This is a genomic window from Wolbachia endosymbiont (group A) of Ophion costatus (assembly GCF_963969245.1).
In the GTDB taxonomy this organism is placed as follows: Bacteria; Pseudomonadota; Alphaproteobacteria; order Rickettsiales; family Anaplasmataceae; genus Wolbachia; species Wolbachia pipientis.
Map to the genome: position 1 here is coordinate 816,849 of NZ_OZ017714.1, position 14,450 is coordinate 831,298.

Here is a 14,450-nt window from a genome sequence, read left to right on the forward strand (position 1 = left end):
CCAAAATCACAATGTTCGTACAGTTATGGAATGAATCGCGGTATGACGTGTTGCTTTGATCAGCTATAAAGATGATGCTGCGGAAGTTTTTAGTACTTGCTCGCAACTTTCAACAATTTAATAGCACTGGTGTTTACAACCTCTCCGCCGACACGCTTAGTGACAAAAAACCTCACATAAGGTTTATTCGTATAAGGGTCTCTTAATATTCTCATTCCTCTGTTATCTACAATCTTATAAGCTTGTTTGAAATCTGCCATCGCAATTACTGGTAGCTGATTGTTTGGCGCTGGTGGCATATCGGCAGATTGATATACTGGTATTACCATTAAGGTATCTGGGGCTTTAAGCGACAAACTTGGTTGCCAGAGATATTGACCTGTTTGAGCTTTTAGTAGCCTAATGTCCTTCAACGTACTCCTGTTCATCAAAAATGACGCATTTTTGGAATAATATTCGTCCAGAGAGTAATACAACATCATTATTGAATCACTATCTAATTTTTCAGTTTTAACTTGCTCTATTTTATTATAACTGTTTCCATTTTCATAAGCTAAAATTCCTTTTGGTTGAAAAGTGCCCTCACCCTTAATGAAGGCTTCGCTTTCTTCCTTACTAAAAGTCTCGGCAATCTTTTCCACCAGCCAACTCTCAACATCGACAAACGCATCATCGAGTAACTTTTGTGATATTTGTGGTTGAGCATATAACTCGTAAGTTGTGACGGAAATCTTTTGGATTTTGGGCGTGTCCGTATCTTTTGCAAAATCATACTTAGAGGTTGTCCGGAAACAAGTAAAAGGCTATAATATCTGAAATTTTAGTACGGGGTAAAGATGAGAAAAAAGTATCCAACAGATCTAAGCGAAAGGGAATGGGCAAGAATAGAAAAACACTTCAGAGTATCATACAAGAAAGGAGGAAGGCCGCCAAAGTATAGCAAAAGAGAAATATTAGAAGCAATTTTCTATGTATTGCGTACAGGGTGTCAATGGCGGTATTTACCAAATGATTTTCCGCTATGGAAGACTGTGTATGAGCAGTTCAGGCAATGGAAGAAGCAGGGAATTTTTGAGAAAATGAATTATGAAATTACAAAATATAGTAGAAGAAAAATAGGAAGGAATGAGCAGCCGAGTGCCTGTATAGTAGATAGTCAATCTGTAAAGACTACAGAAAAGGGGGGATCAAAGGCTATGATGGAAGTAAAAAAGTAAAGGGTAGAAAAAGGCATATAATTACAGACACTCAGGGTTTTATACTAGGTTGTTACGTAGGCGCTGCTAACGAAAATGATAGAGATGGTATTAAAATAGCATTAAACAATATGAGAACAAAATATACTAAAGTTAAAAAAATGTGGGCTGACATGGGATACCAAGGAAGAAATTTAAAGAATCACACAAAGGAAGAATATGACATAGATATTGAAATTGTTACAAGGCCTCCATGTAGATTTTGGGTGCACAAAGATACGCCACCTGAGCTACTACCAACAAGAGAACAAGGGTTTAAAGTACAGCCAAGAAGATGGGTTGTAGAAAGGACTTTTGCTTGGGTTAATAGGAATAGAAGGCTATCGAAGGAGTATGATTTACTCACAACATCCACTGAGAATTTCATATACCTAGCTATGAGTAGGGTTATGTTAAAGAGGGAATATGCTTGAATTTACTTGTTTCCGGACAACCTCTTAGACTTATTGCCACCGTCCTCATCATCTACTGTTTCACTGCTCCAACCTGCACCGGCGCGGTCAAAATCTTCTATAATGTAATCCAATGTTTCAGTAGAGATTCTTTGACTGGAGCATATTTGTCGCATTGGGGACGAATCAGTTACGCGCTTGTTTATGCGTTTTACAATATGCGGAGTAACTAGATATCCCCCGATATCACTGTCATCTCCACTGAGGGTTTTGTGTGATAAACCGCTTTCCATTCCCTTGCGGATATAATCAGAAAAATATTTATCGCTTGTGCTAAAATCTGTATTTACTTCTGGGCGTTGAGCTGCAGTTTCGATCAAGTCTAAACGCTCTTTGCAACTATCAATGGCATTATTTACCTTGCATAGCTGCTCAATTGTTGCAGAATCAGCACGCCCTTTGCTTTCAATTTCTTTTAGTTTGCGATCATTTATTAATTTAAATTGCTCCCATGATGAAGCGAGTTCATTGATACGGTGAGCGATATCGGTAAGTGACATAATAGCCTCCTTTGAAAATGAAATAAAAATGGAAATAAGGTAATAGGAATGGCATCCATAGATGTTTCCCACAGTTGTACGAATATTGCAATATGGTACATAGTAAACGATGTCATTCCAGTGCTCCCTTTCTTGTCATCCCAGTGCTTGACACTGGGATGGCTTTGTTGCATCGCTAGCTATGATGGATTAAAGATAAAAAGATAGGGAATATCAGTAGCTTATTATTCTGGTATTTATAACAAGAACGGTCAGTGAATACCTAAATTTGAGTAAAAGAAATTTCACTACCACTCACTAATCTGGCTAAAATTCAAGAATTTCAATGCTTTAGCTATTTTCAATAGAATTAAATTTATTAATATAAATAACAAATTACTATTCTTAAATTTGATCAGATTGATTGCAAAAAAACAAGATTTTCAATAGGTTGCTTATAATCCTAACTATAGTTAGCCTTTCATAAGTAGCGATGCAACAAAGCCCACTGGGATCCAGCTTCTATGCAACTTAATTAAAAACGTTTGTTTTAGCATAAGACAACTACCTTTAGCTCATCAGCTCAGTTATAAGCAAAATTTCTGGATTCCAGTTTCAAGCACTGGAATGACATCATCTGTTGTGCAATTTACCTTTAAAAATGAATGTTCGTACAGTTATGTGCTTGGCACTGAAATGGCATCATTTTTGTATCCGTTCAGCGGAGTGGCAGGATAAGGTAGACAAGGTGATCTAAGAAGATAATCATAGAGCAAAAGTGAAGTAATATGGTAAACCTTTTAGAACTTTGCAAAAATTTACAGCAAAAAATAGAAAGGTTAGAAGCAAAAATAGAAAGATTGGAAAAAGAGAATGAAAGTTTAAAAGCAGAAAATAAGGCTTTAAAGATAGAAAATGCTGAGTTAAGAGAAAGACTCGGTTTAAGCTCAAAAAATTCATCAATACCAAGTTCCAAAGAGTTGTATAAAATAAAAAAGAATAAGCCGAAAAGCGAAAGGAATATTGGCGGTCAGGTTGGTCATAAAGGAAGTTTTCGCGCCAACATGGATGCAGATAAAGTAGTAAAGATAGAGTTGCCTAATACTTGCGAATGCGGAGGAGAAATTGCAATATGTGAAAAACCATATATTCATCAGAAAGTTGATCTTCCAGAAATCAAGCCTTATGTAGTGGAATATCAGTTAGAACATGGCCGTTGTCGGAGATGCGGAAAGAGAAGAAGTAGCAAGTTACCGGAAGGTGTTACGCCAGATACATTTGGTCCAAGGGTTAAGTCAATAATTGCAGCGTTCAGCGGATTCTACAAAAATTCAAAACGCGAAATAGCGAGTGTCGTAAATGATATCTTCAATTTGAACATAAGCGTCGGTAGCATATCAAATAGTGAACATAGAGTTGCTTCAAAATGCAAAAAAATGTATGAGCAGATCGAACAAGAGATAAGTAGGAGTAAAGTTCTACATATTGATGAAACGAGCCATTATAACAAAGGTAAACTCGCTTGGTGTTGGATGTTTGCAAGCAATACGGCAAGTTTTGTAAAATTTACAGAGTCAAGAGGAATGAAAGTTTTACAAAATAGTAAATTCTGCAATCGCAATAGCTTGGTAATAACTGACAGGTATGCAGCATACAATTATTTTGCCGATAAAAACAGGCAAATCTGTTGGGCACATTTATCAAGAGATTTTGAAAGGTTAGCACATAGTTGAAGTTAAAGTTCTGGGTTGTTACTTGAGAAACGTGGCCACTGAATTATTTGCACTAAAAAAAGCTTTACTAAAAAGTGAGATAGATGTTTTGAGGTTTGTCAGACGTGCCAGAAAATTAAGAAAACGTACAAAGTATTACTTGAAGGAGATATCTCGTTTACCTGAAGCAATTGGAGCCTCTCGAGTTGCAAAAAATGTTCTGAGATCTGAAAGAATGATGTGGAAATTTTTAGATGACCCAGAAAATATTCCGCTGACAAATAACCACGCTGAACGGCAAATTCGGCATTATGTCGTTTATCGCAAAAACTCATATTTTACACAATCAAAGCGGGGAAATACATTCCTTGAGCGGATAATTTCATTATACTTAACTTGGAAACAAAGGGGTCTCAATCCTTTCCAAAATCTCCTATCTATTGTTTCTTAAACCACTCTCCTGAACGGATACTCATTTTTTATCTGTTGAAAATGTAAACCGAAAAATAGCGTGGCACTTTGTGCCACGCTTAGTACTGTAAGCTTAATCCAGTAATTGAATTAAGCGAGGTAAAATAAAAGATAACGACACTATATAATGTTCGTTCTTTTATGTCAAGCACTTTTTTGAATTTTTTTGGTGATAATTTTTATCCAGTTATTTTATTATTGTAGTATAATTTCAATGCCAGATACTATCATTATGATCACGATCTAAATTTAAATCGTAATTATCATCAAATTTATATATCCCCTCCATCTCTTCTCTATGCAATTCATGTGAATCACCTAAAGCTTTTTGATTAGAAACGTCAACACAATACTGTAACAGTGCTCTTAATGCTCCAGCACTATCTTGATCTAAATTAAAATTGCTAAAATCAAATTTCTGCATATTCTCCACATGTCCTTCTCTACATAACCTACATATCTTAGCAAAAGCCCTTTCACTTTCTCGACTCCAAGCATTAAGAAAGTAAGGATCTACTACTTTGCTAAATTGTTTCTCTATCTCTTCAAGAGAGCTCTCTGGATTAAGTTCTAATATTACTTTGAAAATCCCACTGCCATGGAATCTATAAAATTTACTAGATAAGCTATCTTTTACAAAATTAACTGCATCATCTATTGTAACACCAGAGCGAGATTCAAATATCATCTCAAATGCTCCATAACAACTATCAAGACCAAAATTAATTATTTTTTCCATAAAATCAATTACCTCTTCTAAGGAAATTTGTGGCTTATTCCTCAAGATAACTTCTAAACTCTTGACAAAATTATGCCCATGCTGATCCATAGCATGGGTTTTCCCATTTATTGTATAATGATATAGCTTCTTATTTTCTATTATATGCTTATTGCACTGGTAGATATGTAGCTTATTCAATTTGCCAGAATATTCCTCTATTTCCTTATCTGGTAATTTTGAGCGGAATTCCTTGATTACTTCGCGTATTATTCTATTGATATTACTCATGCTTATTCCTAATTAATATGTTAGTATTTTTATAAATTAAGTTATTATATTAAAATTCTTTCATGGATTTCAATATTAGCTCCGCACTACTTGTAGTTTTTGTAATGGGTCTGCCAATGACGATATAATCAGCTCCTGAATTTATTGCTTCTTTTGGCGTTGCTGTTCTTTTTTGGTCGTCATGACCTGGATCTATACGAATTCCTGGAGTAATAATTTTAAAGTCTTCACCGCACTCTCGGCGCACTTCTTGAGCTTCTAGTGCAGAACAGACTATTCCATGGAGTCCAATCTTTTTTGCAAGCTTTGCAAGCAAAATTACCTGTGATTTTGCCTCTCTTGCTACTCCAAGCTCGTTTAAATCCTCATTGCTCATACTAGTTAGCACTGTCACTCCAATCAGCTTTATTTTTGTGCCTTGCACTACACTTAGCGCTTCTTCAAGCATTTTTGTCCCACCGCTGATGTGCAGAGTTAACATTTCAACGTTCAGAACTTTTATTACTTCAACTGTTTTGGCTACAGTGTTTGGAATGTCATGCAATTTCAGATCTAAAAAAATTGGTACATTGCATTTTGCAACTTCTTGCACTCCAGAAAGACCTTGAGCAGCAAAAAATTCTAATCCCAGCTTTACCATGCCAACTTTACCACGCAGAGCATTAGCTAGAGAAATAGCCTTATTTAAGTCTTGTGTATCCAGTGCGCATATTATTGGGTTCATTATCTTGCATGATTTATCTTATAATAAGACTCATTGTTGTGTTTTGCAAATACTTTCACTCTGATTGAACTGACTGCGTTCATAAGATTCTGTCAATAGTGAATTTGGCAACTTGGTCGGGGTGGATGAGCGACTGACAAATAATGATTCATATCCAAGATCTTCCAGCGAAGAAGAAGGCGTTTCGTCTGGCAAAAGCCGTGCAATTTCTCCTTGTAACGCAGACTTTAATATTTGAATCGTATCTAATATTGCTTTTCCATCATTATTTCTTATTGGTTCTTCTATATTGTCTGTTACGCATCTTATCAACAGTTGCGCAAAATTCACTTGTTTTTCTTTCTCTTTCAAAAAATCTTCTATTTGACTGTCTCGTTCTAAAAGTGAATTTCTTAAACTTTTTACTTCATTATTACAATCTTTTCTTATCCCATCTAACTCAAAAGATTGATTTTTAATTAAACCATTTGCTTCATCTAACTCTTCAAATTTCTCTTTTAATTCTTTAGATAAATTTTTCTTTTCTTTGTTGACCTCTTTAATTTTACATTGTAGCTTATCTAAGTTTGCATGCAGCCTTTCTTGTTCTTCACGTAATTCCTCTACTTCTTTAGAAAGTTTATTTTTTTCCTTATTCAATGCCTCTACTTTTTCACTAAGTTCATGTTTTTTCTCACGTAGTGCCTTTTGTACTTCACGTAACGTTTCTATTCTATCATTCAACCCCTTATTCTCTAGCTCTAAATGTTTATTATCATCCACTTCCATCTTCAGCTTTGCAATAAATCTACTTCTTTCTTCCAACTGTTTCTTCAAACATAAGATTTCAAGTTTTAATTTCTCTTCCTGCTCATTTCTTGTTTTGTCCAATTCATTGTCTATTTCAAACGTACGATTCTTTGCTGTTTCTAATTTTTTCTCTAAAGATTTTTTTTCTTCAAGAAGAGATTCTCTCTCAGCTTCTGACTCATTTACTTTCTGATCCAATCTTTTTGCTCTCTTGTCTAAATTTTGCTTCTCTCTAGTTAATTCATGTAATTGATTCTTCACTTCTTTGTTTGCAGCTTCTTCAGCTTCTTTTTCCAGAGTTATTTTATTTTCTAACTCTTGCTCTTTCTGAGCGAATTTATTTCTCTCAACCTCTATTTTTTTATTATTAGAGGTTGTCCGGAAACAAGTAAAAGGCTATAATATCTGAAATTTTAGTACGGGGTAAAGATGAGAAAAAAGTATCCAACAGATCTAAGCGAAAGGGAATGGGCAAGAATAGAAAAACACTTCAGAGTATCATACAAGAAAGGAGGAAGGCCGCCAAAGTATAGCAAAAGAGAAATATTAGAAGCAATTTTCTATGTATTGCGTACAGGGTGTCAATGGCGGTATTTACCAAATGATTTTCCGCTATGGAAGACTGTGTATGAGCAGTTCAGGCAATGGAAGAAGCAGGGAATTTTTGAGAAAATGAATTATGAAATTACAAAATATAGTAGAAGAAAAATAGGAAGGAATGAGCAGCCGAGTGCCTGTATAGTAGATAGTCAATCTGTAAAGACTACAGAAAAGGGGGGATCAAAGGCTATGATGGAAGTAAAAAAGTAAAGGGTAGAAAAAGGCATATAATTACAGACACTCAGGGTTTTATACTAGGTTGTTACGTAGGCGCTGCTAACGAAAATGATAGAGATGGTATTAAAATAGCATTAAACAATATGAGAACAAAATATACTAAAGTTAAAAAAATGTGGGCTGACATGGGATACCAAGGAAGAAATTTAAAGAATCACATAAAGGAAGAATATGACATAGATATTGAAATTGTTACAAGGCCTCCATGTAGATTTTGGGTGCACAAAGATACGCCACCTGAGCTACTACCAACAAGAGAACAAGGGTTTAAAGTACAGCCAAGAAGATGGGTTGTAGAAAGGACTTTTGCTTGGGTTAATAGGAATAGAAGGCTATCGAAGGAGTATGATTTACTCACAACATCCACTGAGAATTTCATATACCTAGCTATGAGTAGGGTTATGTTAAAGAGGGAATATGCTTGAATTTACTTGTTTCCGGACAACCTCTAATACCAATTCTCATTGTTGTCCAGTCAAATAGGAAACATTGCAGAGTTGTTTAATTGTGGAGCTGGCAAGAGAAGTAATAAATTTGCACAAAGCACCCTCAAGTAGAGCAATTGTATCGTATATTTTATTGCGCAAAATGTTCTGTTTTATATATAACCAAAGCCTCTCAACAGGATTTAGCTCAGGTGAGTATGGAGGTAGGTATATAATGTCGATATTTTTAGGTACCTTTAAATTTTTTGACCTATGCCAACTAGCACAGTCCATAACGAGAAAAGCCTCTCGTGTTTCTAGATATTGCGAAATTTGCTCAAGAAATATGTTCATGCAATCAGTGTTGACATTTGGTGCAAATAAGCTAGAACTCTCTCCATTTCTAGGATTAACTGCACTATAGAGATAGAAATTTTGCCTACCTAATTTTGTTTTAACCTGTGTTCTAATCCCCTTTTTAAACCACACATGTCCAACTTTTGAATGTGTGCCAAACCGTGATTCATCAAAGAAAAATAGCTCTTTTTCTGGATACTTGCTAATAGCTCCATTGAGATTTTTTTTTGAATTCCTCTTGTTTGCTTTTATCTTGTCCATTATGAACTGGTCTTGGTGTAATATATGAGAATTTCATCTTTTGCATATGGCGGTGTACTGTAGATTTGCTGATATTTAATCCGAACTTTTCCTGGATTCTTATTCTCATTTCTTTAATGGTGATATTAGGATTTTCTTCTATCCACTCTTCAATTTGCTGTAGTTGAGCCTGATTTAATTTAGTTTTTCTACGACGTTGTGAAGGAGCAAACAGTTTTTCTTCTCTGCCAATTTTCAAGAGTTTTACCCACGAAGTTAGTGCGCTTCTTGAAATGCAATATATTTTTGCTACAGCCGTTATACTGTACTTTTTTGCTGCAATTACAGCATTTAGTTTTTTTGAAACATATGCATTATTCCTTACTTTCTTCAGCATTTCTTTTGCTGATTCTACTACTTTTTCATCCAATAATTTTGATCTTAATGCCATTTAAACCTTGCTATTTTACTTACTTCAGTATGGCTTTTCTTCCATCATTGTCCATCTGTTTGCCCTGTAATGGGAATTGGTATTAGAGGTTGTCCGGAAACTAGTAAATTCAAGCATATTCCCTCTTTAACATAACCCTACTCATAGCTAGGTATATGAAATTCTCAGTGGATGTTGTGAGTAAATCATACTCCTTCGATAGCCTTCTATTCCTATTAACCCAAGCAAAAGTCCTTTCTACAACCCATCTTCTTGGCTGTACTTTAAACCCTTGTTCTCTTGTTGGTAGTAGCTCAGGTGGCGTATCTTTGTGCACCCAAAATCTACATGGAGGCCTTGTAACAATTTCAATATCTATGTCATATTCTTCCTTTATGTGATTCTTTAAATTTCTTCCTTGGTATCCCATGTCAGCCCACATTTTTTTAACTTTAGTATATTTTGTTCTCATATTGTTTAATGCTATTTTAATACCATCTCTATCATTTTCGTTAGCAGCGCCTACGTAACAACCTAGTATAAAACCCTGAGTGTCTGTAATTATATGCCTTTTTCTACCCTTTACTTTTTTACTTCCATCATAGCCTTTGATCCCCCCTTTTCTGTAGTCTTTACAGATTGACTATCTACTATACAGGCACTCGGCTGCTCATTCCTTCCTATTTTTCTTCTACTATATTTTGTAATTTCATAATTCATTTTCTCAAAAATTCCCTGCTTCTTCCATTGCCTGAACTGCTCATACACAGTCTTCCATAGCGGAAAATCATTTGGTAAATACCGCCATTGACACCCTGTACGCAATACATAGAAAATTGCTTCTAATATTTCTCTTTTGCTATACTTTGGCGGCCTTCCTCCTTTCTTGTATGATACTCTGAAGTGTTTTTCTATTCTTGCCCATTCCCTTTCGCTTAGATCTGTTGGATACTTTTTTCTCATCTTTACCCCGTACTAAAATTTCAGATATTATAGCCTTTTACTTGTTTCCGGACAACCTCTTACTAATTATTTTATACGAAAGTGCAAGCACCAAAATAGATAATGTAGCTAAAGCAAGAATTAGAGGAAGAGGCACATTAGAAGTTACAATAAGCGCTAAAGATGTAAGTAACGTAAGAGTAGCTAAGGAACTAGCTACAAAATAAAATGCATTAGCCTCACTAAGCAAATTGCTCATTACTCCCCTCCCACCACGGACAAAACTCCAGCAGTCTTGTATATATTTATTAAAATTCTCTTATCTGTGGAGGAATTATAGTGCTGCACCTACAACAAACTTTCCTTTTTCAGCCTGCTAGCTAAAAAATGACTTAGACCTTGTGTATCGAGTGTACCATTGTACTTATAATGTCTAGTTAGCTATTGATCGGGGTAGAACATATACTGGTATATCTAGAATCACGTGAAGCATCATTCAGCTTTTTACATGGCGATCTTATTGGAGTGGATATATAAGGTGGTTTTGGTTTCGGGAACTGTTTATTAACAGACTCATTTTCACCTATTCCTTCAAGTTCTGATAAATGTTCACTGCTTATATCTGAAGAAATGGAATGACTTTGCTCGTCTTCCTGCTCAATTACTGCTTGCAGACGTTTAACTTTTCTTTTCAAATCAGAATTACGTATTCTTAATTTACTGCATTCGTCATCCAAATCTTTTTCGCTACTTTTCAACTGACTGTTATTATCGCGCAACTTTTCATTAAGTTTTTTTAACTCTCTGATCTTATCAAGATTTTTAGTTTTTTCCTCTTCTAATTCCTTGCATAGTTTTTCTTTTCGTTCTAAATCTTTAGCTAGCTGGATCGTTTCTTGCACTTTTTTACTTAACTTTTCTTTCAATCGTATTTCTCTTTTTACTACTTCCCCTAATTCAGATTTTAAACAAGAAGTTTTGTCTTTTTCTAACTGCACTGCTAATTCTCCTACTTTTTTCCTTCTCTTTTCTAAACATGTTTCCAATTCTGTTATTCTTTCTTTTAATAAAAGAGCTAAAATTCCTTCATATTTTAATTCATCTAACTGCCTTTTTAAGGAATCTATTTCTTTTTGAGGTTGAGATAATTCCTCCATTAAAGAATCCACTCTTTCATTCAATCTTACATTTTCATCATGTAACTCTTGGTATTCAAGAGAAAGCATCTCCTCCTTATGTTTTAACTGACCTTTTACTTTTGCACTCAATTCTGTATTTTCATCGTGTAAATCTTTGTTCTTATTATTAAGGGCACCTATCTTACCCTCTAATTCTCGGATTTGATTACCTTTATTATTTAACTCTTTTGTAGCATCATCTAATTTTTGCTGTGCATCATCTTGTTGTTTCTTTAACTGCTCTATTTCCTTATTTAACCCTGCAATTTCGCTTTCTAACTCTTGTACCCTACTCTCTGATTGTTGTTTTACGCTTTCTAACTCTTGCTCTTTTTCAGCAAATTTATTTTTCTCAACCTCTATTTTCTTATTATTACTAATTATTTTACATGAAAGTACAAGCACCAGAACAGAAAGTATAGACAAACTCAAAGCAACAGGAAGAGCTACATTAAAGGCTGCAACTGAAGACAAGAACTTAACATAAGGGGCAACAGCAAGTGTCCCAGACGCAAGCAATACCAAAGTAGCAAGAGCACCAGCTATAAGATAAGGTGGATTGGCTTTATTATATAAATCCCCCATTATTATTCCTTCATACTAATAATGATTACAATAGCATGGATATTAAAGGAAGTAAAGCTATAAAAATCAGTATAAGTCTATATTCACTATGTATTTTCCGTCTTCAGTTTCAAGCTCAGACTGCATCCACTCTATCGTTTCCGCATTGCAAACTGCCTGCAAATCATCCTGTGCAGATTGATTCAATTTATCCTCTCGTAGATCTGCTTTTATCATCAACTTTTTTATCAGATGCTTAACTGATACATTATTATCTGCCTTTATCTTTCTGATAATGTTTAATATCTGAATAACATTATCTCCCATTTCCTCTGAATATTTATCGTAGATAAGTTCTTCTTTGCTCGGCCAATTACTTTGATTGTGTACAGAATTATAACTATACAACTGGTGGTATATCTCTTCTGTAATGTAAGGCAAGAAAGGTGCAAATAACCGCAAAATAATATTCAGTACATATGCCAAACTTTGCTTTGCACTTAAGTTTGTTTCGCTGTCTACTTTATCTCCATATGCGCGCTTTTTTGCTAGTTCCAAGTAGTTATCACAAAAATCCTTCCAAAAAAATTCTTCTACTGCACTCAAAGCTTCGCAGTATTCAAACTGTAATAGGTTGTTCGTTGCTCTTTCTATGACTTTGTATAACTTAGACAATATCCACTTATCCATTGTCTCGTGAGCAGAATTTATGCTCATCACTTGATGCTTTTCCATGAACATGGAAACGAACTTGCTAGCGTTCCAAAGTTTTGTAACGAGGCGCTTGCCAATTTTGAATGTATTTTCAGAGTAGACTGTATCAACTCCAAGCCTTGAGTTCGCTGCCCAATAGCGCACTACATCAGCTCCATAAGTTTCAAGTATTACATGAGGAGTGATGATGTTACCCTTTGATTTACTCATCTTTTTCTTATCATCGGTTAAACACCAACCGCTGATCATAATGTTTTTCCAAGGTAAAGAATTTGCATGATAATGTGCCTTTAAAATAGTATAAAAAGCCCAAGTTCTGATTATCTCATGGCTCTGGCTGCGCAGATCTGCAGGAAATATCGTATCATAGCGATGATTTGGTAAACTAAACTCACTGTTTACTGCCAGTGCACTCAGTTGAGGAGTAATTGAACTTGTGGCCCAAGTATCCATTACATCTTGATCTGGGATAATCTCTTCTTTGCTATACCCTTTTGGCAAATCTTTGAGTGGATCAATAGGTAGGGCCTTTACTTCAGCTAGAATAATTTTACCTTCTTCTCCCTTACGTTTAGAATACCACGCTGGAAATGGCACACCAAAATAGCGCTGCCTTGAGATGCACCAGTCCCAATTTAGCCCTTCTATCCACACTTCCATACGTTTACGCATAGTAGCTGGATGCCAATTGCATTCTTTTACTTTATCTAATACTTGAGCTTTTTGCTCTAAGGTCTTGATAAACCATTGATAAGTAGGTAATATCTCAAGTGGTGCACCAGATCTTTCTGCGCACTTAACAGAATGAGAAATGTTAGTGCTTTCTATCAAAAGTCCTTTTCCACTCGAGATTTCAATCATCCTCTTTCTTGCTGCTGTAACTTTCAATCCATTTATTTCATCGTAGATTCCAGTGTCAGCTACTTTCATGACGCCGGGGTGTGGTGGAATGACATCATCTAGGTTCATCCTCCCATCCTGATCGATGATAATTTTCATCGGCAGGTTATGCTTTTGCTGCCAATATATGTCGAGTTCATCACCGAATGTACAACACATAACAAGCCCGGTGCCTTTATCTATTTTAACCTTATCATCTGCTATTATTGGAACTTTCTCCTCTGTTATTGGCACTACCGCTGTTTTTCCGATCAGATGAGTGTAGCGCGTATCCTCTGGATGACAAAAAACTGCAACGCATGCTGGAAGTAGTTCAGGTCGCGTAGTTGCAATATTGATCTGCTCATTTTCTTGAGTAGAGAAAACTATCGTGTTTAAGGATGACTCAAAAACTTTATCTTCTATTTCTGCTTGCGCAATTGCTGTTTTATCAACCGGGTCCCAAAGGATAGGCTGCATTTTTCTATATGCATATCCCTTGTTATATAGATCAATAAACGACATCTGTGAAAGCGTCACAGTTTCCTTGCTGATCGTGTGATATTCCAAATCCCAGTCATAACTAATGCCGACCGATTTAAATAGTTCCTTGAATTCTTGCTTTGATTTTTCAATAACCTCATGGCACATCTCTATAAATTTTTCTCTGCCAACTTCTTTTGCACGGGTTTTATAGGTTTGTTCAACCAATCTTTCAGTGGGAAGCCCATTATCATCAAACCCAATTGGATAAAACACATCTTTTCCCAGCATGCGCTGAAACCTTGCAATAAAGTCTGTATGGCAATAGCTGAATATATGGCCAATATGGAGTTTTCCCGATATTGTCGGTGGAGGCGTGTCTATAGTAAAAGTGTTATCCTTTTCACCATTCCATTTATAAACTTTACTGCCTTCCCATAATATGTTGCATTTGTCTTCAATTTCTTTAAAGCCGTATTTTTCTTTTAACATAAATATTTCTCAATTTT

The 14,450-nt window shown here is 35.4% G+C and carries 11 protein-coding genes and 3 pseudogenes; 5 read left to right on the top strand and 9 right to left on the bottom strand.

Annotated features, from left to right (window positions below; all coding sequences use genetic code 11):
- Nucleotides 1-89 precede the first annotated feature (89 nt).
- On the bottom strand, nt 90-740 hold the full coding sequence (locus tag AACH21_RS03990; protein WP_338482817.1) for a phage major capsid protein: 651 nt from the start codon (nt 738-740) through the stop codon (nt 90-92).
- Nucleotides 741-836: 96 nt separating this feature from the next.
- Here AACH21_RS03990 and AACH21_RS03995 point away from each other — a divergent pair.
- A protein-coding gene (locus tag AACH21_RS03995) for an IS5-like element ISWpi1 family transposase (RefSeq protein ID WP_338482219.1) occupies nt 837-1,669 on the top strand; the annotation gives its coding sequence in 2 pieces (ribosomal slippage) (nt 837-1,206 and nt 1,206-1,669; 834 coding nt in all).
- A gap of 23 nt (nt 1,670-1,692) precedes the next feature.
- On the opposite strand, the pseudogene AACH21_RS04000 reads toward AACH21_RS03995, so the two are convergent.
- Nucleotides 1,693-2,208, bottom strand: a pseudogene (locus AACH21_RS04000) (phage major capsid protein); the annotation flags it as partial.
- Between the two features lie 48 nt (nt 2,209-2,256).
- Between AACH21_RS04000 and AACH21_RS04005 the strand changes: the two are divergent.
- Both AACH21_RS04005 and AACH21_RS04010 read left to right on the top strand, forming a co-directional pair.
- Complete coding sequence (locus tag AACH21_RS04005) at nt 2,257-2,415, top strand: hypothetical protein (protein WP_338482248.1); 159 nt, start codon at nt 2,257-2,259, stop codon at nt 2,413-2,415.
- A gap of 560 nt (nt 2,416-2,975) precedes the next feature.
- A pseudogene (locus tag AACH21_RS04010) lies at nt 2,976-4,350 on the top strand (IS66-like element ISWen3 family transposase).
- Between the two features lie 231 nt (nt 4,351-4,581).
- Here the strand turns inward: AACH21_RS04010 and AACH21_RS04015 are convergent.
- The 3 genes from AACH21_RS04015 to AACH21_RS04025 are packed head-to-tail and all read right to left on the bottom strand — an operon-like array spanning nt 4,582 to nt 7,153.
- A complete protein-coding gene (locus AACH21_RS04015) occupies nt 4,582-5,379 on the bottom strand; it encodes a hypothetical protein (RefSeq protein WP_338482249.1) in 798 nt (265 codons plus the stop codon).
- 49 nt (nt 5,380-5,428) lie between these two features.
- Nucleotides 5,429-6,103, bottom strand: coding sequence for an orotidine-5'-phosphate decarboxylase (gene pyrF, locus AACH21_RS04020; RefSeq protein ID WP_006279404.1), 675 nt, complete (start codon nt 6,101-6,103; stop codon nt 5,429-5,431).
- A gap of 30 nt (nt 6,104-6,133) precedes the next feature.
- The gene (locus AACH21_RS04025) at nt 6,134-7,153 is read right to left on the bottom strand and encodes a hypothetical protein (RefSeq protein ID WP_338482250.1); all 1,020 of its coding nucleotides are present in this window, start codon (nt 7,151-7,153) and stop codon (nt 6,134-6,136) included.
- A 168-nt stretch (nt 7,154-7,321) separates the two neighbouring features.
- On the opposite strand from AACH21_RS04025, the pseudogene AACH21_RS04030 reads away from it, so the two are divergent.
- Nucleotides 7,322-8,154, top strand: a pseudogene (locus AACH21_RS04030) (IS5 family transposase).
- A gap of 36 nt (nt 8,155-8,190) precedes the next feature.
- Here the strand turns inward: AACH21_RS04030 and AACH21_RS04035 are convergent.
- Nucleotides 8,191-9,202, bottom strand: a protein-coding gene (locus tag AACH21_RS04035; RefSeq protein WP_338482214.1) for an IS630 family transposase whose coding sequence is annotated in 2 segments (ribosomal slippage) — nt 8,191-8,739 and nt 8,741-9,202 — 1,011 coding nt in all. Because the reading frame shifts where the segments join, the coding sequence is not laid out codon by codon here.
- Nucleotides 9,203-9,311: 109 nt separating this feature from the next.
- A protein-coding gene (locus AACH21_RS04040; protein ID WP_236514306.1) for an IS5-like element ISWpi1 family transposase occupies nt 9,312-10,144 on the bottom strand; the annotation gives its coding sequence in 2 pieces (ribosomal slippage) (nt 9,312-9,775 and nt 9,775-10,144; 834 coding nt in all).
- A gap of 41 nt (nt 10,145-10,185) precedes the next feature.
- Between AACH21_RS04040 and AACH21_RS04045 the strand changes: the two genes are divergently transcribed.
- Entirely contained in the window at nt 10,186-10,350 is a 165-nt protein-coding gene (locus AACH21_RS04045; RefSeq protein ID WP_338482251.1) for a hypothetical protein, read from the top strand.
- A gap of 210 nt (nt 10,351-10,560) precedes the next feature.
- Here AACH21_RS04045 and AACH21_RS04050 read toward each other — a convergent pair whose 3' ends face one another.
- Entirely contained in the window at nt 10,561-11,886 is a 1,326-nt protein-coding gene (locus AACH21_RS04050) for a hypothetical protein (RefSeq protein ID WP_338482252.1), read from the bottom strand.
- Nucleotides 11,887-11,952: 66 nt separating this feature from the next.
- On the bottom strand, nt 11,953-14,433 hold the full coding sequence (locus tag AACH21_RS04055) for a valine--tRNA ligase (RefSeq protein WP_236514798.1): 2,481 nt from the start codon (nt 14,431-14,433) through the stop codon (nt 11,953-11,955).
- Nucleotides 14,434-14,450 lie beyond the last annotated feature (17 nt).

Excerpts from the sequence above, each read along its gene's own strand:
- AACH21_RS04050 (WP_338482252.1), bottom strand. The coding sequence starts at position 11,886 with ATGGGGGATTTATATAATAAAGCCAATCCACCTTATCTTATAGCTGGT.
- AACH21_RS04015 (WP_338482249.1), bottom strand. The coding sequence starts at position 5,379 with ATGAGTAATATCAATAGAATAATACGCGAAGTAATCAAGGAATTCCGC.
- AACH21_RS04005 (WP_338482248.1), top strand. The coding sequence starts at position 2,257 with ATGGCATCCATAGATGTTTCCCACAGTTGTACGAATATTGCAATATGG.
- AACH21_RS04055 (WP_236514798.1), bottom strand. The coding sequence starts at position 14,433 with ATGTTAAAAGAAAAATACGGCTTTAAAGAAATTGAAGACAAATGCAAC.
- pyrF (WP_006279404.1), bottom strand. The coding sequence starts at position 6,103 with ATGAACCCAATAATATGCGCACTGGATACACAAGACTTAAATAAGGCT.